This window comes from Achromobacter sp. ACM03 (genome assembly GCF_014851665.1).
GTDB lineage: Bacteria > Pseudomonadota > Gammaproteobacteria > Burkholderiales > Burkholderiaceae_B > Achromobacter > Achromobacter aegrifaciens.
Genome location: NZ_JACVAD010000013.1, coordinates 18,722 through 40,266, shown reverse-complemented (window position 1 = coordinate 40,266; position 21,545 = coordinate 18,722). Strand labels below are relative to the sequence as shown.

16 protein-coding genes are annotated in these 21,545 nt (G+C 66.5%); 12 read left to right on the top strand and 4 right to left on the bottom strand.

The features are described from left to right. Positions 1 to 73: 73 nt before the first annotated feature. From styD to IB257_RS31060, 8 genes are all read left to right on the top strand, one after another. On the top strand, positions 74 to 1,585 hold the full coding sequence (styD, locus tag IB257_RS31095; RefSeq protein ID WP_175164230.1) for a phenylacetaldehyde dehydrogenase StyD: 1,512 nt from the start codon (positions 74 to 76) through the stop codon (positions 1,583 to 1,585). A gap of 68 nt (positions 1,586 to 1,653) precedes the next feature. After that, complete coding sequence (locus tag IB257_RS31090; RefSeq protein ID WP_054458738.1) at positions 1,654 to 2,535, top strand: transporter; 882 nt, start codon at positions 1,654 to 1,656, stop codon at positions 2,533 to 2,535. Between the two features lie 32 nt (positions 2,536 to 2,567). Then, positions 2,568 to 3,758, top strand: a complete 1,191-nt coding sequence (locus tag IB257_RS31085) for an amine dehydrogenase large subunit (RefSeq protein WP_125473272.1) — start codon at positions 2,568 to 2,570, stop codon at positions 3,756 to 3,758. Beyond that, positions 3,755 to 4,312: a MauE/DoxX family redox-associated membrane protein gene (locus IB257_RS31080; RefSeq protein ID WP_119451019.1), complete on the top strand. Its 558-nt coding sequence runs from the start codon at positions 3,755 to 3,757 to the stop codon at positions 4,310 to 4,312. The genes IB257_RS31085 and IB257_RS31080 overlap by 4 nt, the downstream gene beginning before the upstream one ends. 11 nt (positions 4,313 to 4,323) lie before the next feature. Continuing rightward, positions 4,324 to 4,962: a methylamine dehydrogenase accessory protein MauD gene (mauD, locus tag IB257_RS31075; RefSeq protein ID WP_054458732.1), complete on the top strand. Its 639-nt coding sequence runs from the start codon at positions 4,324 to 4,326 to the stop codon at positions 4,960 to 4,962. Further along, positions 4,946 to 5,467, top strand: coding sequence for a methylamine dehydrogenase light chain (locus IB257_RS31070; protein ID WP_054458730.1), 522 nt, complete (start codon positions 4,946 to 4,948; stop codon positions 5,465 to 5,467). The genes mauD and IB257_RS31070 overlap by 17 nt, the downstream gene beginning before the upstream one ends. 38 nt (positions 5,468 to 5,505) lie before the next feature. Then, the gene (locus IB257_RS31065) at positions 5,506 to 5,988 is read left to right on the top strand and encodes a cytochrome c (RefSeq protein WP_225589330.1); all 483 of its coding nucleotides are present in this window, start codon (positions 5,506 to 5,508) and stop codon (positions 5,986 to 5,988) included. A gap of 148 nt (positions 5,989 to 6,136) precedes the next feature. Next, on the top strand, positions 6,137 to 7,096 hold the full coding sequence (locus IB257_RS31060; protein ID WP_054458728.1) for a helix-turn-helix domain-containing protein: 960 nt from the start codon (positions 6,137 to 6,139) through the stop codon (positions 7,094 to 7,096). Here the strand turns inward: IB257_RS31060 and IB257_RS31055 are convergent, their stop codons facing one another. Both IB257_RS31055 and glnE read right to left on the bottom strand, forming a co-directional pair. Next, positions 7,097 to 7,771, bottom strand: coding sequence for an epoxyqueuosine reductase QueH (locus IB257_RS31055; RefSeq protein WP_192493323.1), 675 nt, complete (start codon positions 7,769 to 7,771; stop codon positions 7,097 to 7,099). It lies immediately after the preceding gene. Between the two features lie 85 nt (positions 7,772 to 7,856). Continuing rightward, the gene (glnE, locus tag IB257_RS31050; RefSeq protein ID WP_054458725.1) at positions 7,857 to 10,637 is read right to left on the bottom strand and encodes a bifunctional [glutamate--ammonia ligase]-adenylyl-L-tyrosine phosphorylase/[glutamate--ammonia-ligase] adenylyltransferase; all 2,781 of its coding nucleotides are present in this window, start codon (positions 10,635 to 10,637) and stop codon (positions 7,857 to 7,859) included. A gap of 82 nt (positions 10,638 to 10,719) precedes the next feature. On the opposite strand from glnE, the gene IB257_RS31045 reads away from it, so the two are divergent. Then, complete coding sequence (locus IB257_RS31045) at positions 10,720 to 14,385, top strand: YhdP family protein (RefSeq protein WP_370540142.1); 3,666 nt, start codon at positions 10,720 to 10,722, stop codon at positions 14,383 to 14,385. Positions 14,386 to 14,494: 109 nt separating this feature from the next. Here the strand turns inward: IB257_RS31045 and rho are convergent, their stop codons facing one another. Together rho and trxA are read right to left on the bottom strand one after the other, a co-directional pair. Then, positions 14,495 to 15,754 carry a transcription termination factor Rho gene (rho, locus tag IB257_RS31040; RefSeq protein ID WP_054458721.1) on the bottom strand — a complete coding sequence of 420 codons (1,260 nt, stop codon included), beginning with the start codon at positions 15,752 to 15,754 and terminating at the stop codon, positions 14,495 to 14,497. Between the two features lie 117 nt (positions 15,755 to 15,871). Beyond that, positions 15,872 to 16,198 carry a thioredoxin TrxA gene (gene trxA, locus IB257_RS31035; RefSeq protein WP_006218534.1) on the bottom strand — a complete coding sequence of 109 codons (327 nt, stop codon included), beginning with the start codon at positions 16,196 to 16,198 and terminating at the stop codon, positions 15,872 to 15,874. Positions 16,199 to 16,524: 326 nt separating this feature from the next. On the opposite strand from trxA, the gene IB257_RS31030 reads away from it, so the two are divergent. The 3 genes from IB257_RS31030 to parC are packed head-to-tail and all read left to right on the top strand — an operon-like array spanning position 16,525 to position 21,466. Beyond that, the gene (locus tag IB257_RS31030) at positions 16,525 to 18,486 is read left to right on the top strand and encodes a DNA topoisomerase IV subunit B (protein WP_192493322.1); all 1,962 of its coding nucleotides are present in this window, start codon (positions 16,525 to 16,527) and stop codon (positions 18,484 to 18,486) included. Beyond that, entirely contained in the window at positions 18,486 to 19,091 is a 606-nt protein-coding gene (locus tag IB257_RS31025) for a YcxB family protein (protein ID WP_054458717.1), read from the top strand. The genes IB257_RS31030 and IB257_RS31025 overlap by 1 nt, the downstream gene beginning before the upstream one ends. Positions 19,092 to 19,126: 35 nt before the next feature. Beyond that, positions 19,127 to 21,466, top strand: a complete 2,340-nt coding sequence (gene parC, locus IB257_RS31020) for a DNA topoisomerase IV subunit A (RefSeq protein WP_054458716.1) — start codon at positions 19,127 to 19,129, stop codon at positions 21,464 to 21,466. Positions 21,467 to 21,545: the final 79 nt, after the last annotated feature.

Sequence of the window (21,545 nt, the reverse complement as noted above, 5' to 3'; positions counted from 1 at the left end):
CCATGCACGGTCCGACAAGCCTTCCGGGAAGGCCGTTGCTATCCTGGCTTCAACCATTTCGTTGGAGCTTCGAATGTCTTCAGCAAGCGCAAGCGCCGCCGGCCACGCCGGTTCTGACCGCCCGGAACTGGCCGCCATCCGGGAAGCCATGCTCATCGATGGCAAACCGGTGCGCGAAGGACAAGGCGCGCCCATTGCCGTCCATGATCCGGCCACGGGCGACGTCATCGCCCATCAGCCCGACGCCGGGCCGCAGCAGGTGGACCTGGCGGTGCAGGCCGCCAGGCGCGCCTTCGGATCCGGTCCCTGGCGTGACATGCTGCCTGCCGGGCGCGAACGCCTGTTGCTGAAATTGGCCGACCTGATCGAGCAGCACGGCACCGAACTGGCCCGTCTGGAAACCCTGAACAACGGCAAGCTGCTGGGCGTGGCGCAGGGCCTGGAAGTCGGGTCGGGCGCGCAGTGGCTGCGCTACATGGCGGGGTGGGCGACCAAGATCACGGGCGACACCCTGTCGCTGTCCATACCGTTTCCGCCGGGCGTGCGGTACAGCGCCTATACCTTGCCGCAGGCGGTGGGCGTGGTGGCCGCGATCATTCCGTGGAATTTTCCGCTGTTGATGGCGATCTGGAAGATCGCGCCCGCCTTGGCGGCGGGCTGCACCGTGGTGCTCAAGCCTGCCGAGGAAACGCCGTTGACGGCGCTGCGCCTGGCCGAGTTGGTGCTGGAGGCGGGCTTTCCGCCCGGCGTCGTCAACGTCGTGACCGGCCGGGGCGAGACCGCTGGCGCCGCGCTGGTTGCGCATCCCGGCGTGGACAAGATCGCGTTCACGGGGTCGACCGAAGTCGGCAAGCTCATCGGGCGCGCCGCGATGGACGACATGAAGCGGGTTTCGCTGGAGCTGGGCGGCAAGTCCCCCGTGATCGTGCTGGACGACTGCGACGTCGACCGCGCGGTGCAGGGCGCCGCGGCCGCCATTTTCTTCAACCAGGGCCAGGTTTGCACGGCGGGTTCGCGCCTGTATGTGCAAAAAGGCCTGTATCCCAAGGTCGTCCAGGGACTGGCGGACCTGGCCGCCGGCATGAAGCTGGGGTCCGGATTCGACCCCGCCACCCAGGTCGGCCCGCTGGTGTCGGCCCGCCACCAGAAGCGCGTCATGGACTACATCGGCCTTGGACGCAGCGAAGGCGGACGGGTGCTGGCGGGAGGAGGCAGCGGCAGCGGCTCGGGCTACTTCGTGCAGCCCACCGTTTTCGCGGACGTGCCGCCGGGGGCGCGTATCGTTCGCGAGGAGATCTTCGGACCTGTCGTGGTGGCGCAGCCCTTCGATACGCTGGACGATGCGGTGCGGCTGGCCAACGACAGCGCCTACGGCCTGGGCGCCAGCCTCTGGAGCAACGATCTCTCCCGCGTGCAAGGCCTGATCCCGCGCATCGATGCCGGCACCGTCTGGGTGAACACGCACAACATGCTGGATCCCAACATGCCTTTCGGCGGATTCAAGCAGTCCGGCATCGGCCGCGAACACGGCCGCGCCGTGCTGGAGATGTACCTGGAGCGGAAGTCCGTTTGCATCGCTTACTAGAACGATGAGCGCGCGGCCCAAGCCGGGAAATACCGGTGGCCGCGCTTTCATGACACCAAGGGGAAGACATGGCAGGCAGGACAGGTAGCCGGGGCCGCCGACGGGCCACGCTGTTGCTCGCGTGCGCGGCAGCATCGCAGGCGGCATGGGCAGGAGACCCCAGCGCGCGGGATTGGATACCCGCGCCGGTGGGCACCAATATCATCGCCGGGTATCTGGCGGGATTGCGATCCTCGGGCTTGTATGCCGAGGGGCAGCGGGTGGACGGCGCGTCCGTCGACGTGAATGCGCTGGTGTACCGCCAGATGCACTATCGCGACTTCTACGGCAAGACGATGCAGCTCGAATTCATCGTGCCGATGTACCGGACCTCGCTGGACCTGCCGGGCGCGCCCGGCGACCACCAGACCGGTATCGGCGACGTGACGCTCGGGTCGGCCATCTGGCTGTACAACAACGAGCAGACCAAGACCTGGTTCGCCTGGGAGCCCTTTGTGGTGGCGCCGGTGGGCCGTTATGACGGTTCGCGTCCCGACGTGTCTCCGGGCAAGAACCGCTGGTCCACCATCCAGGATTTCGCGTTCGTGCAGGGCTTCGGCGAATCCACCTATCTCGAAGCCATCGCCGAGGTGGAGATCTACGGCCGCAATACGGACTGGTATGGGCAGACGCTGAAGAAGGATCCCTCGTTCCGTTTCTTCGCGCTGGCTTCGACCAACCTGACGCCCGATACCTACACCGGCATCCGTTACCGCTACGAGACTGGCGGCAAGGAAACCTCGTCCGGCGAGACCGTCGCCACGCGGGCGCGCAATCACCAGCTGGCCGTCGAACTGACGCATCAGATCAACGACGCCAACCAGATTCAGATGCAGTACATCCACGACCTGAAGGTCGAGAACGGACCGCGGATGCGTGGCGTGCAGTTGCGCTACGTCTATGCGTTCTAGGAGAACCGGACCATGAGACCAGGAGAATATCGATGAACGCGCCTAGCGCCAGAACATGCGCATCGCGGGCCGGACGGTGGGCGCTATGCGCCGTCCTGGCGGCGTCGGCGGGGCTAGCCCGGGCGGATCTGCCCGTGGAAGAGCTCAAGGGCGGCACCCGCCTGCCGCCGGCCACGCCGCACCGGCTGTACGTGATGGATGCCGTCTTCAATCACCTGGTCGACAGCCGGGTCAACATCTATGACGGCGACTCCTTCAAGTTCCTGGGCATGGTGCCCGCGTCGTTCAACGGCCACATGACCGTGTCCGCGGACGGCAAGGACATCTACGTCATGACGACCTACTACGAGCGCTTGAACCGCGGCAAGCGCACCGACGTGGTGGAGGCCTGGGACGCCGAAACGCTCACGCCCAAGTACGAGGTGCCGATCCCGCAGAAACGCGCGCAGGCGCTGAATTACCGCAACTATCTGCAGCAGAGCACGGACGGGGAACTGCTGTTCGTGCAGAACGCCACGCCCGCGTCCTCGGTCACGGTGGTGAACCTGAAGACGCGCCAGTTCGCGGACGAGGTCACCGCGGCGGCAGGGTGCTGGAGCATCATCGTGCTGCCGTCGCGCCCGCGCAGCTTCGCCAGCATCTGCGGCGACGGCGCGCTGCTTACCGTGGACCTGGACCAGGCCGGCAAGCCGGCGGGGCAGCAGCGCAGCCAGCCCATGTTCGATCCCGAAAAGGACCCCATCTTCACGCACACCGAGAACCTGGGCGACACCTACTACTTCGTGTCCTACAACGGCAATGTCTACAGCGCCGACTTCAGCGGCAAGGACGCGGCTTTCGGCAAGCCCTGGTCCCTGCTGGACGCTTCGGGCAAGGACCAGGGCTGGCGCCCTGGCGGCTACAACCTGCTGGCCATCAACAAGGCCGCCAAGCGGCTGTATGTGGGCATGCATCCCAACGGCGCCGAGGGCTCGCACAAGACGCCGGCCGCCGAGATCTGGGTCTACGACCTGGCCACGCACAAGCGGGTGGCGCGGGTGCCGGGCCAGAATGCCTTGTCGATGTCGGTCTCGCAGGACGACCAGCCGCGCCTGTACACGATCGACGGCGGCAACGTGAACGTCTACGACGCCGCGCCGGCCGCGCCGGTCCTCAAGGGCACGATCCAGGCCGCCGGCGAAACCGCGCTGCAGGTCGAACCGCAACCGCGAGGTGCGCGATGAACGATCCCGTGCTGCTGTATGCCGCGAGCGCGGCGCTGGCCTGCGTGCTGCTCCTGGGGGCGCTGGAAAAGTTGAGGGACATGGCGGGCTTCGCCGCTATCGTGTCGGCCTACCGCATCCTGCCGGCGGGGTGGAGCGGCGCGTTCGCGTGGCTCTTCGTGCTGGGCGAAGCGCTGTCCGGCGCCTTGCTGCTGGCGCCGGCACGACAGGCGGCGGGCGCGCAACTGGCGCTGCTGGTGTTGGCGGCGGCGACGCTGGCGCTGGCCTTCAATCTGCTGCGCGGGCATCGCGACATCGATTGCGGCTGCGGCGGCCCCGCCGCCGGCGGGCCGGGGCGCGGCGCGCAGCGTGGCGGGCTGTCGTGGTGGCTGGTGCTGCGCAACGCGGCGCTGGCGCTGTGGGCTGCGCCCGCGCTGATCTCCGCGGCGGGCCAATCGCGCGGTCTGCAGTGGGCCGACTCCGCCGCCGTCTTCGGCCTGGCGATGGCTGCCGTGGGCCTGTACTTCACCGCCAATCACCTGTTGGCCTCCCATCTCAAATTGCGCAATCTCTGAAGGAAACTCACATGGATGCCTTGATCATTTCCAATTTTCTGTTGTGGGGCGTGGTGCTCTGCCTGGTGCTGGTCATCCTGGCGCTGTCGCGGCAGATCGGCGTGCTGTACGAGCGCGTGGCGCCGATGGGGGCGCTGACGATGGATAAGGGCCCTGGCGTGGGCGAGCCCGCTCCGCGCTTCGAACTGCCGGATCTGCTGGGTCGCCGTATCGTCATCGGCGAACGCGGCCAGCACAGCCAGCTGCTGTTCTTTCTTTCCCCGACCTGCCCGGTTTGCAAGAAGCTGCTGCCTATCCTCAAGTCGGTGGCCAGCACGGAAAGCGCCTGGCTGCGCATCGTGCTGGCCAGCGATGGCGAAATGCCCGAGCACCTGGCGTTCTACAAGCAGGCGGGCCTGGAGCGTTTTCCGTACTTGCTGTCGACCGAACTGGGCATGAAGTTCCAGATCAGCAAGCTGCCCTATGCCGTGCTGATCGATGAAACCGGAACCTTGCGCGCCAAGGGCCTGATCAACTCGCGCGAACAGCTCGAAAGCCTGTTCACCGCGAAGGAGCTGGGCGTCGCTTCGGTGCAGGAATTCCTGGCCGCCGGCGCGTTGGAAGAAACCCGGATTTCCCGCAAGGAGAGCGGCAATGCAATGGCTGGATAAACTCGCGGAGCGCGCCGCGCGCTCGGTTGCGCACACCACTTCCCGGCGCAGCGTGCTCAACCGCATCGGCCGGGCGCTGGTTGGAACGGCATTCCTCATGCCGGTGCTGCCGGTGGCGCGGTCAGCGCCCGCTGATCCCAAGAAACCGCAGATGGACGACACGGCGTGCGACTACTGGCGCTATTGCGCGGTGGACGGCTTTCTGTGTTCATGCTGCGGCGGCAGCATGACGTCCTGCCCGCCTGGCACCTCGCCTTCGGCCGTGTCGTGGGTTGGCACCTGCCACAATCCGCTGGACGGCAAGGACTACCTGATCAGCTACAACGACTGCTGCGGCAAGGCTGCTTGCGGCAAATGCATGTGCGCATCCGCCGAGCGCGAGCGGCCCGGCTATCAGATGTTCCTGCACAACGACGTGAACTGGTGCATGTCCAACGAGTCCTCCATCTTCCACTGCACGACCTCGGTGATCGTGGGCCTGGCCAAGCCGAAGCCGAAATCATGAGGCCAGAAGGGCGACCGCCATGGCGCGGGTGGCGCGGGTTGTGCGCCGCCGTCCTGCTCTGCGTGGGCCGGACGGCCGCCGCAGAGCAGGCGGCCGCTGACGCCGCCGACGCCGACAGGCTGCGTCTGGCCGTCCGCGCCGACTACGTGCTGCAATGCGCGGGCTGCCATCGCGTGGACGGCCGTGGCAGCGGCCGCCACGGCATTCCTGATTTCCGCAATTCGGTGGGCGCGTTCGTGCATCTGCCGCAGGGCCGCGAGTATCTGGTCCGCGTGCCGGGCGCCGGGCAATCGCAGCTCAGCAATGCCGAACTCGCGGCCGTGCTGAACTGGGTGGTGCGGGAATTCAGCCCGGCGCAGTTGCCGGCGGATTTCCGGCCGTACACGGAACAGGAAGTCGCGCAGGTCCGGCCGCGCCGCTACGAGGACGTGGTGCCGGTGCGTCATGGCCTGGCTCAGGCGCTGGCGCGGCTCGGCTTCCAGTTGGCGGACTATTCTTATGGCAGCGACAGAAAACCGTAGAGGAACAGGCACTTAGGGGTTGTCACCGATATTCCCTGGCGCCGACCGATGCTAGAAAGAGGCAGCATTCCATTCAACGCTGTAGCTGTGTCGCCAGGCAGGCCGTTCCAGGCAAACAGGCACGCCGTTTCGAGACGCCGGAGTCGCCATGTCCCCATCCCTTCTGCGCAGCGAGCCCAGGCACTTCCTGGACTGCGCAAGCTGGCAGGAAAATGTCAGCGATACCTTCGTTCCCCTGGAAGTGTCCGCGGTGTTTCCGGCCCGTTTCCGCAATAGCGTGGCGGTGGATTCGCTGGGCTGGATGCAGGTCTGCGAGTTGCGCAGCAGCGCCCAGCGCGTGCGCCGCAGCAAGCTGCTGGCCAACCGTTCCGAGTCGTCCGGCTACAAGGTGACGCTGCAGCTCGCTGGCCGCAGCGAGATCCGCCAGTCGGGGCGCAGCGCCTTGCTGGTGCCGGGCGAATGGAGCATCTACGACACCACCCGGCCGTACGAAGTCGACGTCGACGATGGCGCGCACTTCCTGGTCATGCAGGTGCCCGGCAAGCATTTCGAGGCCTGGCAGTCTTTCATGCAGAATGCCGTGGCGCGCAGCTTCAGCGCGCGCCAGGGGTGCGGGCGCATGGCGATGGACCTGCTGCGCGTGGCGCTGACCGAGCACGCGCATCTGTCCGAAAGCGCCTCGCGCGATGCCGCCAATGCGGTGCTGCAGATGATGGGACTGGATATCAGCGAGCGGGCAGGCGGGCAGGCCGAACATGACCAGGCCGAACTGCGGCAGGCGCAATTGCGCCGGGTGCAGCAGCACATGCTTGAAAACCTGCATGATCCGGCGCTGTCGCCAGCGGCCGCTGCAGCGGCCTTCCGGATGTCGCGCCGCTATTTGTACAACCTGTTCGCGCAGGCTTCCACGACCCCGGCCGATTTCATCCTCAGCGCGCGGCTGGAGCGTTGCTGCGATACGCTGTGCGACCCCGCTCAGGCGGCGCGGCCGATAGGCGACATCGCCTACAGATTCGGGTTCTCAGATGCGGCGCGTTTCAGCCATGCGTTTCGCAAGCGTTTCGGCGTGTCGCCGTCGGAATACCGGCGCCATGGACGCCCGTCCTGATCAGAGCTGTTCCTCGTTGATCAGGTCTTCCTTGCCGTAGAACTTCACGCCGATGCGGATGCGTTCGCGGCCCTGCGAGCGGCGATGGCGGTTGGTGTCGCGCAGCGAATAGACGCAGCCGCAATATTCCTGCTGGTAGAAGTTTTCGCGCTTGCTGATTTCGATCATGCGGGCCGAGCCGCCGCCCTTGCGCCAGTTGTAGGTCCAGTAGATCAGATCGTCGTAGCGCGCCGCGGCGCGTTCGCCACAGCCGTTGATCTGGTTCATGTCCTTCCAGCGCGAAATGCCCAGCGAGCTGGTGATGGTGTCAAAGCCATGCTCGTGCGCGTAGAGCGCCGTGCGTTCGAAGCGCATGTCGAAGCAGGCCGTGCAGCGCTCGCCGCGTTCGGGAGCGTTTTCCATGCCCTTGACGCGGTCGAACCAGTTGTCCATGTCGTAGTCGGCGTCGATGAATTCGATGCCGTGCTGCTCGGCGAAGCGGATGTTCTCCTGCTTGCGGATTTCGTACTCTTTGACCGGGTGGATGTTCGGGTTGTAGAAGTAGATGGCGTAATCGATGCCTGAGGCGGTCATCGCTTCCATGACTTCGCCGGAACAGGGCGCGCAGCACGAGTGCATCAGCACCTTGCGGCGGCCGGCGGGCAGGTCGAGTTTGGGGCGCACGAGTTCGGACATGGCTTGCAGGAAACAAATAAGGCGGAAAACTCCTTATTTTACGCTGAGTTGCCGCTGAAGGGTGCGCCCCCGTCCCCCAATACGCTCAGCCCAGCACGGCATCCCAGAGCTCGCGCACGGCGGCGCGCTCTTCCTGCAGCTGGTCCTGCGGGACGCGCGCCTTCTCCACCCCCTGCAGGCGCATCTGGTGCTGGACGCGGCGCAGGGTGCGGTAGGCGTCGCCGGCGCGCGCGGCCAGTTCGGGAGCAATCAGGCCCGCCTCGCCGGACAGGCGCAGCAAGGCGATATTGCCCAGGTTGCGCACCAGCACCGGATGCGTGCCCGAATGGCACAGCACCAGATATTGCGTGACGAACTCCACGTCGACCATGCCGCCGCGGTCGTGCTTCAGATCGAACAGCGGGCTGCTGTTGGGGTGGCCAGCATTGATCTTTTCGCGCATCGCCAGCACTTCCTCGCGCAGCCTGGCGGCGTCGCGTGGCAGTACCAGGATGTCTGCGCGGATCTGCTCGAAACGCGCGCCGACGCTGGCGTCGCCCGAGGCGTAGCGGGCGCGGGTCAGCGCCTGGTGTTCCCAGGCCCAGGCGTGCTTGTGCTGGTATTGCTCGAATGCTTCCACGGATACCGCCAGCAGGCCGGCGTCGCCATCCGGCCGCAGGCGCAGGTCGACTTCGTACAGTCGGCCCGAAGAGGTCATGGTCGAGAGCCACGACGTCATGCGCCGGCCCAGCTTTGCGTAGACCTCGGCGGCGTCGTCGCGCGGGTCATCGAACAGGAACACCAGATCCAGGTCCGAGGCATAGCCCAGTTCCTTGCCGCCCAGCTTGCCGTACGCGATGACGGCGAAGCGCGGTTCGGCGCCCTCGGCCTTGTTGACCAGCGGCCAGGTGCGGCGGATGGTTTCGGTCAGCAACAGGTCGGCCAGCGCGGACAGCTGGTCGGCCAGCTTCTCCACGGTGAGTTCGCCTTCCAGATCCTGCGCCAGCAATTGGAAGCTGGCCTGGCGCTGCATGTCGCGCATCAGGTTCATCTGGCGCTCGATGTCCGGATCGCCGTCGGGCAGCCGGCAGGCGTCCAGGTCGGCGGTCAGCTGGCGCGCGATCTGGCCGAAGTCCAGCGGCTCGAACAGGGTGCGCCAATCGATCAGGCTGTCCAGCAGCAGAGGGTGCTGGGTCAGGTATTGCGCGGCCCAGGGGCTGGCGGCGACCATGCGCGCCACGCGCGCCAGGGTGTCGGGGTATTCGGCCAGCAGGGCCAGGTAGGCGCTGCGCTGGGCGATTTTCTCGATCAGGTCGAACAGCCGCACCGTGGCTTGCAGCGGGGCTGGGGTTTGCAGGGCCGCTCGCAGGGCGGCCGGCAGCAGCGCGTCCATGCGCTTGCGGCTGCTCTCGGGCAGACTGCGCACCCGGTGGCTGCCCAGCAGGGTCTCGGTACGGCGCAACAGGTCCTGCGCGTCGTCGCCGAAGGCTTGGCTGATTTGTTCGGCGAGCTCGCAGCTGCTGTCTGGCTCGTCCGGGCCGGACCCGGGGTCGGTGGCGCCGGGCGCGGGCGCCGGCACTTCGGCGTCGCCCATGCCCACCAGCCGGAACACGTTGCGGAAGGTCTGCGAGACGAATTGGCGGTGCGCGGCCAGCGTGCTTTCGAAGTCAGCGGGGCTCATGCCCAGCGCTGCGGCCAGGCCGGCGCGTTGTTCGGGGTCGCCCGGCAGCAAATGGGTCTGGGCGTCCTCGCGGTATTGCAGGGCATGCTCGGTGCGGCGCAGGTAGCGGTACGCCTCTTCGAGCCGGCGCGCGTCTTCCTCGGGCACCAGGCCGGCGGCGCTCTCCGCGTGCAGCGCTTCCAGCAGGCCGCGTTTTTGCAACGCGGGCATGCGGCCGCCGCGGATCAACTGGGCAAGCTGCACCACGAATTCGATTTCGCGGATGCCGCCATCGCCCAGCTTGATGTTGTTGGCGCTGTCGATGCCGTTGCGCGCGCTGGCGCGCCGCTGCCAATCCTGGCGGATGCGTTCGCGCAGGGCGCGCAGGGCCGAGAGCGCATCGAAGTCGAAATACTTGCGATAGACGAACGGCACGCGCAGGCTTTCCAGCTGGCGCGCCTGGGCGGCACTGTCGCTGCCTTCGAAGGCCTGGGCCGGGATCAGCCGGGCCTTGAGCCAGGCGTAGCGTTCCCATTCGCGGCCCTGGCCGATCAGGTAGTGCTCCAGCGCGTCCAGGCTCCAGGCCAGGGGACCGGCGTCGCCGTCGGGGCGCAGGCGCAGGTCGGTGCGGAACACCTGGCCGTTGGCGTCGACTTCGGACAGCACCGGCATCATGCGCCGCGTCAGGCGGCCGTAGAACTCGTGATGGCTGATACGGCGCGGACCGTCGGTTTCGCCTTCTTCGCCGTACAGCATGATCAGGTCGATGTCGGACGAGACATTCAATTCGCAGCCGCCCAGCTTGCCCATGCCCACTATCAGCATTTCCTGCGGCTGGCCGGTGGCCGGATCGCGCGGCACGCCATGCACGGCGGCGAGGTCCGCCGCCACGCTGCGATAGGCCGCGGCCACCGCAGTGTCGGCCAGCGCGGTCATGGCGCCCACGACTTCTTCCAGATCGGCGTGGCCGGTCAGGTCGCGCACGATGAGTGTGTTGAAGACCCGTTCGCGCAGCTTGCGCAGCACCATGCGGCAGACCTCCACGGGTAGCGTCTCGCCTGCCTGCGGTCCGGCCAGCTCCGCCTGCCAGCGCGCGATCTGCGCGGGCGTGACGGGTTCGCGCACGGCATCGTTCAGCCAGGCGGCCAGATCTGGGTGGGCATCCAGGCGGCGGCGCAGATGGCCGGACCAGGCGAGGGCGGGGGCAAGCGTAGAGGGCGTGGACATGGCGAAAGGGGCGGCGCGATGGGCGCGTTTCAGGTATAAGTGGGGACGATACTGCAAGACCTCTTCTCCTGCCCACCGATCCGTGTCTGTTTCAAAAAAAGTGCTCTGTTGGGTGTTCTGGGCCGTGCTGACCGTCTATTGCGTCGTGGCCCTCGGACTGCTGGGCGTGCGCTATTGGGTTCTGCCCCGCGCGGACCAATGGCGTCCCCAGATCGAAGCCTACGCCAGCAAGGCGCTGGGCTCCCGAGTGACCATCGGCTCCATCCAGGCGAACTGGCAAGGCCTGAACCCCAAACTCGATCTCACCTCCGTCCAAGTCTACGACGATGAGGTGGACCCGGTGTTGTCCTTGCCTTCCGTTTCGGCGGTGCTGGCCTGGCGCAGCATTCTGGTCCTGTCGCCCAAGCTGCTGCGGTTGCAGCTCGACCGGCCCGAACTCCTGTTGCGGCGCGATCCCGAAAATCATCTATGGGTCGCGGGCCAGGACATCGACCTCAATGACGACGATCAGCGTTCCGACCTGGACCATCCAGCGCTGCGCTGGCTGGGCGCGCAGCGCGAGCTGCGCATCCGCGGCGCGACCATACGCTGGCAGGACGAGTTGCGCCGCGCGCCGGAGCTCACCCTGACGGGCGTCGACTTCCTGGCGCGCAACGGCAGTTTGTCGCATCGTTTCGTGCTCAAGGCCGCGGCGGGCGAGGCGCTGGCGCGCAACGTCGAGCTGCGCGGCGAATTCAATCGCAGCCTGTTTTCGGTGAACGCGGCGAATCCCGGCAATTGGGGCGGCCAGCTATATGTACAGCTGGACGACGCTGAACCCTTGGCCTGGCAGCCTTGGTTCGAGGTCCCGGCGGTGGCGGGCCGCCTGAGCGGGCGGGCATGGCTGCAGTTGGAACGCGGCAAGTTCACCGATCTGACCGCGGACGCCGCCGTGCGCGGCCTGCAATGGACCGAGACCGCGCAAGGGACCGCTGCCCCAGGCTTCAGGGCCGGGTACGTCCAGGCCCGCGTCCAGGGCTTGCCGGGCGACTTCATGCAGCTGGACAGCGTGCCGCTGGCGCGCAGCCCTGGCGCCCCGGCGGTGTCGGTCAGCGCCAAGGCCGAACAGCTCACTCTGTCCTTGCCGGGCGTCTTCGAGCAACCCACGCTGGCTGTGCGCGACGTGGCGCTGGATGCCGCCGTCAAAGGGCCCGATGCGAAGCACTGGTTCGTGGACGTAGGCCAACTGCAACTGGTCAACGACGATCTCGACGTGCGCGTGCAAGGGCAGTGGCGGCCAGAAGGCAGGACCGCGGCGGGCAGCGTCGACATGCACGGCGTGATGGCGCGCGGCTCCATGTCCGCCATCCATCGCTACCTGCCGCTGGAGGTCAACGCCGATGCGCGCGAATGGCTGGCCATCGGCTTGCCCGCGGGCGAAATGCAATCGGCCTCCATCACGCTCAAGGGCGATCTCGACGAATTTCCTTTTGGCGCGCCTGGGGCTCAGGGCGATTTCGTGATCGCCGGCGCATTCAGCGGCGCCAAGGTCGATTACGCGCCGGCGCGCGAGCGCCGCAAGGGCTGGCCGATGCTGGAGAACCTGTCCGGCAATTTCCGCATCGACAAGGTCAGCCTGGCGCTGGACAGTCCGGGCGGCGCGGTCGCGCATGCCGGATCGGGACATACCGTGACGCTGGGGGCGGTTTCCGCAACCATTCCCAACATGGAAGAGAACTCCGAACTGCTGCTGACCGGCGAGACGTCCGGCGCCGTGCCGGCCTATCTGGCGCTGGCAGCCAACTCGCCCTTGGGCGAGTTGCTGGATGGCGCGCTGGACGAGGCGCGCGGCACCGGCGACTGGCGGGTGGGGCTCAAGCTCAAGGTGCCTCTGTTGAACACCGATGACACCCAGGTCCAGGGGAACATCCTGTTCGCGGGCAACTCCTTCACCTTCATGCCGGAGATGCCGCTGCTCAGCCAGATGCACGGCGACCTGGAGTTTTCGGAGAAGGGCGTCGAGGCCAAGGACTTGCGGGCCCTGTTCCTGGGCGGCCCGGCGCGGATTTACGGACGCCTGGCGCAGAGCACGGACGCCTTGCGCTTCGAGGGTACGCTGGCCGGGCCGGCGCTGACTCAATTAAGCAACACGCCGTCCATGTCGCGCTTTTCGGGCAAGGCGGCCTACAAGGGCAAGGTGGGCTATCAGCGCGGCGGCGCGGTGGACATTTCCGTCGAGTCCGATCTGGTGGGCATGGCGATCGACATGCCCGCTCCGGTCGGCAAGGCCGCCCAGGCTTCGCAGTTGCTGAAGGTGCAATGGTCGCCCGCGCAGGACCGCGGAGCGCAGAACCGGCGCTGGCTCACCGCAAGCCTGGGAGATGCCGTCAACGCGCTGTTCGAACGGGCGCCGTCCGAAGGGTCGCCGTCCTACTTCGCGCGCGGCGCGCTGGGCATCAACCGTCCGGCAAGCCTGCCGGAACGCGGGTTCAGCCTGAACGCGAGCCTGCCTGAACTGGACCTGGATGCCTGGGAAAGCGTGTCCGACGGCTTCAGCGCGCCTGCTGGCAAGGGCCGTGCCGCGCCCAAGCCCATGCTGCCCGCGGCCGAACGCATCAGCCTGGCGGCCGGCGTCTTGCGGACTGGCGGCTTTACCCTGAACGACCTGACGCTGTACGCGACCCGGCCGGGACCCGCCCAATGGCGCGTGGATCTGCAATCCAAGCAGGCCACGGGTTCGCTCGAATGGCGCGAGGCCTCGGGCGCCATCGCCGGCCAGATCACCGCGCGCCTGAAGCATCTGTCCCTGGGCGGCGAGGGCGACACCAACAAGGCCGACGAGGCGCTGTCCTCCGGCAACGACCTGTCAGACATCCCGGCGATCGACCTGCAAGCCAAGGAATTCCTGCTGTACGGCAAGAACGTGGGCGAACTCCAGGTGCAGGGCACGAACCTGCAGCGCGGCCGCCAATGGCGCCTGGACAAGCTGTCCATCGTCAACGACGCGGCCTCGCTCAACGCCACCGGCAACTGGAACCTGGAAGGCCAGAGCCGCGGCCTGACCGTGGACGCTTCGGTCAAGTTCGAAGACGTGGGCAAGTTCCTGGACCGCATCGGCTTCGAAAAGGTGGTGTCGGGTGGCAAGGGCACGATGCAGGGCAAGGCCACCTGGCGCAATCTGCCCTGGACCCACAAGATCGAAGACCTGACGGGCGAGGTCGACGTCAGCCTGGACAAGGGCCGCTTCATGCACGTCAACTCCCGCACCGCGCGGCTGCTGGAGCTGCTGTCCCTGCAATCGCTGCAGCGGCTGGCGCGGCTGGACGTAAATCCCACCAATCTGCTGCGCGACGGCTTCCCCTTCGACACCATCCGCGGCAAGGTCAAGCTGGCCGACGGCACGGCTTCGACCGAAGGCTACAAGATCAACGGGCCGGTGGCGACCATCGTGCTGGCCGGCGGGGTCAACATCATCCGCGAACGCTGGGACATGAAGGCCGTGGTGATTCCGAACCTGGACGCCAGCGGGGCGGCCATGGTGACGGCGCTGGCGGTCAATCCGCTGATCGGCCTGGGAGCCTTCGTGACGCAGTGGCTGCTGAAGCAGCCGCTGGCGCGGGCCATGACCATGGAATACGCCGTCACCGGCAGCTGGGACGATCCCAAGATCGAGCCGATAGACGCGTCCGGCAAGCCGGCCGGCAACAAGCAGACCCCGCGTCCGGCGCCGCAGCCTGGCATGCTGGAGGAGTTCATGGGAGGGCAGTGAGCCGCCTGTTCGGCCCATGAAAAACGCCCTGGGCGCAAGCGCGCTCCAGGGCGTTTTTCATGGCCGGGTCCAAGGCGCGGGCGCCGCGGACCGCAGGCTCTGACCAGGCTTACTTCTTCTTCATCATGTCGAAGAATTCGGCGTTGGTCTTGGTGGCGCGCATCTTGTCCAGGATGAATTCCATCGACTGGACTTCGTCCATGTCGTGGATGAACTTGCGCAGCACCCAGACCTTCTGCAGCAGGTCGGGGGCGATCAGCAGCTCTTCGCGGCGGGTGCCGGACTTGTTCAGGTTGATCGACGGGTAGACGCGCTTTTCGGCCAGGCGGCGCTCGAGGTGGACTTCGGAGTTGCCGGTGCCCTTGAATTCTTCATAGATGACTTCATCCATGCGGCTGCCGGTTTCGATCAGCGCCGTGCCCAGGATGGTCAGCGAACCGCCTTCTTCCAGGTTGCGGGCCGCGCCGAAGAAGCGCTTGGGACGTTGCAGCGCGTTGGCGTCCACGCCGCCGGTCAGCACCTTGCCGGAGGCCGGCACCACGGTGTTGTAGGCGCGGGCCAGACGGGTGATCGAGTCCAGCAGGATCACCACGTCCTTCTTCATTTCGACCAGGCGCTTGGCCTTCTCGATGACCATTTCCGCGACCTGCACGTGGCGGGTGGCGGGTTCGTCAAAGGTCGAGGCGACCACTTCGCCGCGCACGGTGCGCTGCATTTCGGTCACTTCCTCGGGGCGTTCGTCCACCAGCAGGACGATCATGACCGCGTCGGGGTAGTTGGTGGTGATGGCGTGCGCGATGTGCTGCATCATCACCGTCTTGCCGGACTTGGGGCTGGCGACGATCAGGCCGCGCTGGCCCATGCCGATGGGGGCGAAGACGTCAAGAATGCGGCCCGTGAGGTTTTCCTCGCTCTTGATGTCGCGTTCCAGGCGGATGTTGCGGTTCGGGTGCAGCGGCGTCAGGTTTTCGAACATGATGCGATGCTTGATCGCTTCAGGCGCCACGCCGTTGACCTTGTCCACCTTCACCAGGGCGAAATAGCGCTCGCCGTCCTTGGGCGTGCGCACTTCACCTTCGATCGAGTCGCCGGTGTGCAGGTTGAAGCGGCGGATCTGCGAGGGCGAGATGTAGATGTCGTCCGTGCTGGCCAGATACGAGGTCTCGGGCGAGCGCAGGAAGCCGAAGCCGTCGGGCAGGACTTCCAGAACGCCGTCGCCGAAGATCTGCTCGCCTTGCTTGGCGCGCCGTTTCATGATGGCGAACATCAGCTCCTGCTTGCGCAGGCGGTTGGCGTTCTCGATTTCCAGGCCGGCGGCCATTTCCAGCAGCTGCGAGACGTGCAGCGCCTTCAGTTCGTTGAGGTGCATCGCGGTGGATTTTTGGGGGAAAGTGAAGGAGAGTTCTGGCGGCGCGCCACGGACGGGCACACGCGGTATTGAATGAGCGCCGCCCCGAGGGCGGCGCCTTCGTTCACGGCACGCGGCTTACAGCGCGCCGTCCAGGAATGCGGTCAGTTGCGACTTCGACAGCGCGCCAACTTTGGTGGCGGCAGCTTGGCCGTCTTTAAAGAGCATAAGGGTGGGAATGCCGCGGATGCCGTACTTGGTGGCGGTACCCTGGTTTTCATCGACGTTCAGCTTGGCGATCGTCAGGCGGCCAGCGTACTCCGTGGCGACTTCTTCCAGGATCGGGGCAATCATCTTGCAGGGGCCGCACCAGGCAGCCCAGTAGTCCACCAGCACCGGCTGGCCGGATTTCAACACATCGGCATCGAAGCTGGCGTCACTGACGTTCTTGATTTGGTCGCTCATGATGGTGATTCTCGGTTCGGCAGCAAAAGGCGCGTAAAAAGGGACGCGCCCCGCCGTTGTTCTTGTTTGTGGATGGACTCAAGCATACCACTGTCAATATCAACAGGCATACCACTGTTAATAACAACAGGAGTTGCTGGATTTGTGTAGGATGTTGCGGCGCAGTTGTCGCGATCCGGGCGGTACCGACCCGATGCGCTGGCTGTGACTGTCATCATCCTACCGAATTCGGAGCTGGTCAGGTCGTGCTCATCCCACTGGGAGCCGCGCAGAATCTGGACTTATCCGTAAAATGTCGGTTTTTTTCCACAGATGTTGGGGATAACTTGGCCACTCCACGTTACACCGAGGCGTCCATTCGCGTCCTGAAGGGACTGGAGCCCGTGCGCCAGCGCCCGGGCATGTACACCCGAACCGAAAACCCCCTGCACGTCGTGCAGGAGGTCATTGATAACGCCGCAGACGAGGCATTGGCCGGATACGGCAAGCAGATCCAGGTCACGCTGCACGTCGACGGCAGCGTTTCCGTCGAGGACGACGGGCGCGGCATTCCCGTTGGCCTGCACCCTGAAGAGAACGCTCCCGTGGTGGAGCTGGTATTCACGCGCCTGCACGCAGGCGGCAAGTTCGACAAGGCGGGCGGCGGCGCCTACGCCTTTTCCGGCGGCTTGCACGGCGTGGGCGTGTCCGTCACCAACGCCCTGGCCACGCGCCTGGAAGTGGTGGTGTGGCGCGATGGCGCCGTCAACCGCCTGGTCTTCAAGGGCGGCGACGTGGCCGAGCCCCTGGCGCCCTACGACCAGGGTGGCCGCAAGAAGTCCGGTACCCGCGTGCGCGTCTGGCCGGACGCCAAGTATTTCGACAGCCCCAACATTCCGCTGGGCGAGCTGACGCACCTCCTGCGCAGCAAGGCCGTGCTGCTGCCGGGCGTCAAGGTTTCCCTGGTCAACGAGAAAACCGGCGACACCAAGACCTGGCAGTACCAGGACGGCCTGCGCGGCTATCTGTCCGAGGCGCTGGCCGGGGGGGAGCTGATGGTGCCGTTCTTCGAAGGCGAACAGTACGCCGGGGCCGACCACGAGAACTTCGCCGAAGGCGAGGGCGCCCAGTGGGTGGTGGCCTGGACCGAGGACGGCAACGCCGTGCGCGAGTCGTACGTGAACCTGATTCCGACGCCTGCCGGCGGCACCCATGAATCGGGCCTGCGCGAAGGCCTGTTCGGCGCGGTCAAGGGTTTCGCCGAGCTGCACAGCCTGCTGCCCAAGGGCGTCAAGCTGCTGCCGGAAGACGTGTTCGCCCGCGCCAGCTTCGTCTTGTCGGCCAAGGTGCTGGATCCGCAGTTCCAGGGCCAGATCAAGGAACGCCTGAACAGCCGCGACGCGGTGCGCCTGGTCGGCGGCTTCTCCAAGAGCGCGCTGGACCTGTGGCTGCACAGTAACGTCGAATACGGCAAGAAGCTGGCCGAACTGGCCATCCGCCAGGCCCAGGCGCGCCAGCGCTCGGCCCAGAAGGTCGAAAAGCGCAAGAGCTCGGGCGTGGCCGTGCTGCCGGGCAAGCTGACCGATTGCGAATCCAGCGACGCGACCCGCACCGAAGTCTTCCTGGTCGAGGGCGACTCCGCGGGCGGTTCGGCCAAGATGGGCCGCGACAAGGAATTCCAGGCCATCCTGCCGCTGCGCGGCAAAGTGCTCAATTCCTGGGAAGTGGATCGCGACCGGCTCTTCGCCAACAACGAAATCCATGACATTTCCGTCGCCATCGGCGTGGACCCGCACGGTCCCGGCGATACCCCGGACCTGTCGGGCCTGCGCTACGGCCGCATCTGCATCCTGTCCGACGCCGACGTCGACGGTTCGCACATCCAGGTGCTGTTGCTGACGCTGTTCTATAAGCACTTCCCCAAGCTGGTCGAAGCCGGCAACGTGTTCGTGGCCAAGCCGCCGCTGTTCCGGCTGGACGTGCCGGCGCAGGGCAAGCGTCCGGCGCGCAAGATCTACTGCCTGGATGAAGGCGAACTTGAAGCCGCGCAGGACAAGCTGCGCAAGGAAGGCGTGCGTGAAGGCGCCTGGGCCGTCAGCCGCTTCAAGGGCCTGGGCGAAATGAATCCCGAGCAACTCTGGGAAACCACCATGAATCCGGACACGCGCCGCCTCCTGCCCGTGGGCTATGGCGACCAGACGCCCGAAGACACCACCCGCATGTTCGACATGCTGATGGGCAAGGGCGAGTCCTCGCAGCGCCGCGCCTGGATCGAAGAGAAGGGCAATCTGGCGGAGCTGGACATCTGATGGCCGGGTCCGCGCCCGGCTCGGCCCGCATGGACGTCCAGATGACTGCCGACGACTACGCCGACTTCGCCGCTTACGTGTACAAGCGGCCGGAGCTGCGCCGCCGCCGCTACCGCTCCCATCTGCGTTTCGCGGTCCTGATGATCGTGGCCCTGCTGGCCTACCTGATCTGGCAGACCTGGGACGGCAATACGCCGAACTGGGGGCGGATCCTGCCCGTGTATTTCCAGGGCTTGGCGGTGGGCCTGGGCATTCTTGCGCTCCTGGCGCTGGCTTACGAGTACGTCCTGCCCTCGCTGGTCAGGATGAACACGCGCCGCATGCTGAAGCGTCAGCCCGACGAGCTGTTCCTGGGACGGCATCAGCTGGACTTCGGCCCCGACGGCATCACGGATACCACTGCCACCGCCTCCGGACGCATGGACTGGTCCGATGTGCGGCGGGTCGAGGAAACCCCGCAGCATCTCTATGTCATTCTCGGCACCTTGCAAGGCGTGATCATCCCCAAGCGCGGGCAGGACGCCGCCACGTTGGATGCGGTGCGGACCCAGTTGCGCGCGCATGTCGCCGATACGCAGCTGATGTCGTCCGCGCAGGCGCTTTGACGCCGTTTCGATGAAATTGTCTACCTGAATACATCATGACCGACAGCAATCAACCCGGCTTGTTCGATTCCAATCCGCCCGGCGGCGATGGCGGTGGCGATGGCGACGCCGCCATCACCCTGGCGCGCTACGCCGAGCAAGCCTATCTGGACTACGCGGTGTCCGTGGTGCGCGGCCGCGCCCTGCCGGACGTGGGCGACGGGCAGAAGCCCGTGCAGCGGCGCATTCTCTTCGCCATGCAGGCGATGGGGCTGGCCGCTGGCGCCAAGCCCGTCAAGTCCGCGCGCGTCGTGGGCGACGTGCTGGGCAAGTATCACCCGCACGGCGACCAGGCCGCCTATGACGCCATGGTGCGCATGGCGCAGGATTTCTCGCTGCGCTATCCGCTGATCGACGGCCAGGGCAACTTCGGTTCGCGCGACGGCGACAACGCCGCCGCCATGCGCTACACGGAAGCCCGCCTTACCCCCATCGCCAAGCTGCTGCTGGACGAGCTGGACGAAGGCACCGTGGACTTCGTGCCCAACTACGACGGCAGCCAGCAAGAGCCGCAAATGTTGCCGGCGCGCCTGCCCGTGATGCTGCTCAACGGCGCCTCGGGCATCGCGGTCGGCATGGCGACCGAGATCCCGCCGCACAACCTGCGCGAAGTGGCGCAGGCCTGCGTGGCGCTGCTGAAGCATCCGCAGATGCCGGACGCCGAGCTGCACGCCCTGATCCCAGGTCCGGATTTCGCGGGCGGCGGGCAGATCATCACGCCGGCCGAGGACATCGCCCAGATCTACGCGGGCGGCCGCGGTTCGCTCAAGGTGCGAGCGCGCTGGCAGTTCGAGGAAATGGCGCGCGGCCAATGGCAACTGGTGGTCACCGAGCTGCCGCCGGGCACCTCGGGCCAGAAGGTGCTGGAAGAGATCGAGGAAATCACCAACCCCAAGGTCAAGACCGGCAAGAAGAGCCTGACGCCCGAGCAGACGCAGGCCAAGGCGGTGATGCTGAACCTGCTGGACGCCGTGCGCGACGAGTCGGGCAAGGACGCCGCCGTGCGCCTGGTCTTCGAACCCAAGACCTCGCGCGTGGACCGCGACGAATTCGTCAACACGCTGCTGGCGCAGACCAGCATGGAAAGCAGCTCGTCCATCAACCTGGTGTGCATCGGCACCGATGGCAGGCCGCGCCAGAAGGGGCTGCGCGACATCCTGGTCGAGTGGCTGGCGTTCCGCACCAACACCGTGGTGCGCCGCACGCGCTTCCGCCTGGACAAAGTCATCGACCGCATCCACGTGCTGGAAGGCCGCATGGTCGTCTACCTGAACGTGGACGAAGTCATCCAGACGATCCGCGAATCCGACGAGCCGCGCGCCGCGCTGATGGAACGCTTCAAGCTGTCCGAACGCCAGGCCGAGGACATCCTGGAAATGCGCCTGCGCCAGTTGGCCCGCCTGGAAGGCTTCAAGATCGAGCAGGAACTGGCCGACAAGCGTGACGAACAGGTGCGCCTGCAGGAACTGCTGGACAATCCCGCTTCGCTCAAGCGCCTGCTGGTCAAGGAAATCGAGGCCGACGCCAAGCAATACGGCGACGACCGCCGCACGTTGATCGAGACCGCCGAACGCGCCGTGCTCGAAACCAAGGTGCTGGACGAGCCCGTCACCGTGATCGTGTCGCAGAAGGGTTGGCTGCGCGCCCGCCAGGGCCACGGCCACGATGCGTCGCAATTCGGCTTCAAGCAGGGCGACGATCTGTACGGCGCCTTCGAGTGCCGCACCACCGACACGCTGATCGCCATGGGCGACAACGGCCGCGTCTATTCGGTGCCGGTCGCCGGGCTGCCTTCGGCCCGCGGCGACGGCCAGCCGGTCACCACCATGATCGACCTGGGCAGCGGCACGCGTATCGTCCACACGATCGCGGCCGCGCCCGACAGCCGCTGGCTGCTGGCTACGCGCGGCGGCTACGGCTTTGCCGCCAAGCTGTCCGACATGGTCAGCCGCCAGCGCGCCGGCAAGCAGTTCATCACCCTGGAAGAGGGCGACGAACTGCTGCGTCCGGTGCCGCTGTTCGACGGCGCCAAGCAATTGGCGCTGCTGTCGCACAAGGGCAAGTTCCTGGTGTTCGGCCTGGACGAGGTCAAGACGCTGTCCGGCGGCGGCCGCGGCACCATCCTGATGGGGCTGGACGGGACCGACAAGCTGGACCAGACCGTGCCCATCGGCGCGGGCGGCCTGCGCGCGGCCGGCATCTACCGCAACAAGCACACCGAGGACATCCTGGCGGGCGACGCGCTGGCGCCGTACATCGGCAAGCGCGCCCGCAAGGGGCGGGCGCTGGATGTGCGGCCCAAGCAGCCGGTGGTGCTGTCGCCGGTGCTGGGCTAGGTTCCGGGCGGGCAGACAAGAGAATGGCGGGCTGCGGCCCGCCATTTTTTTCGTCTGTTGACCGGCTGTGCGATCCCGG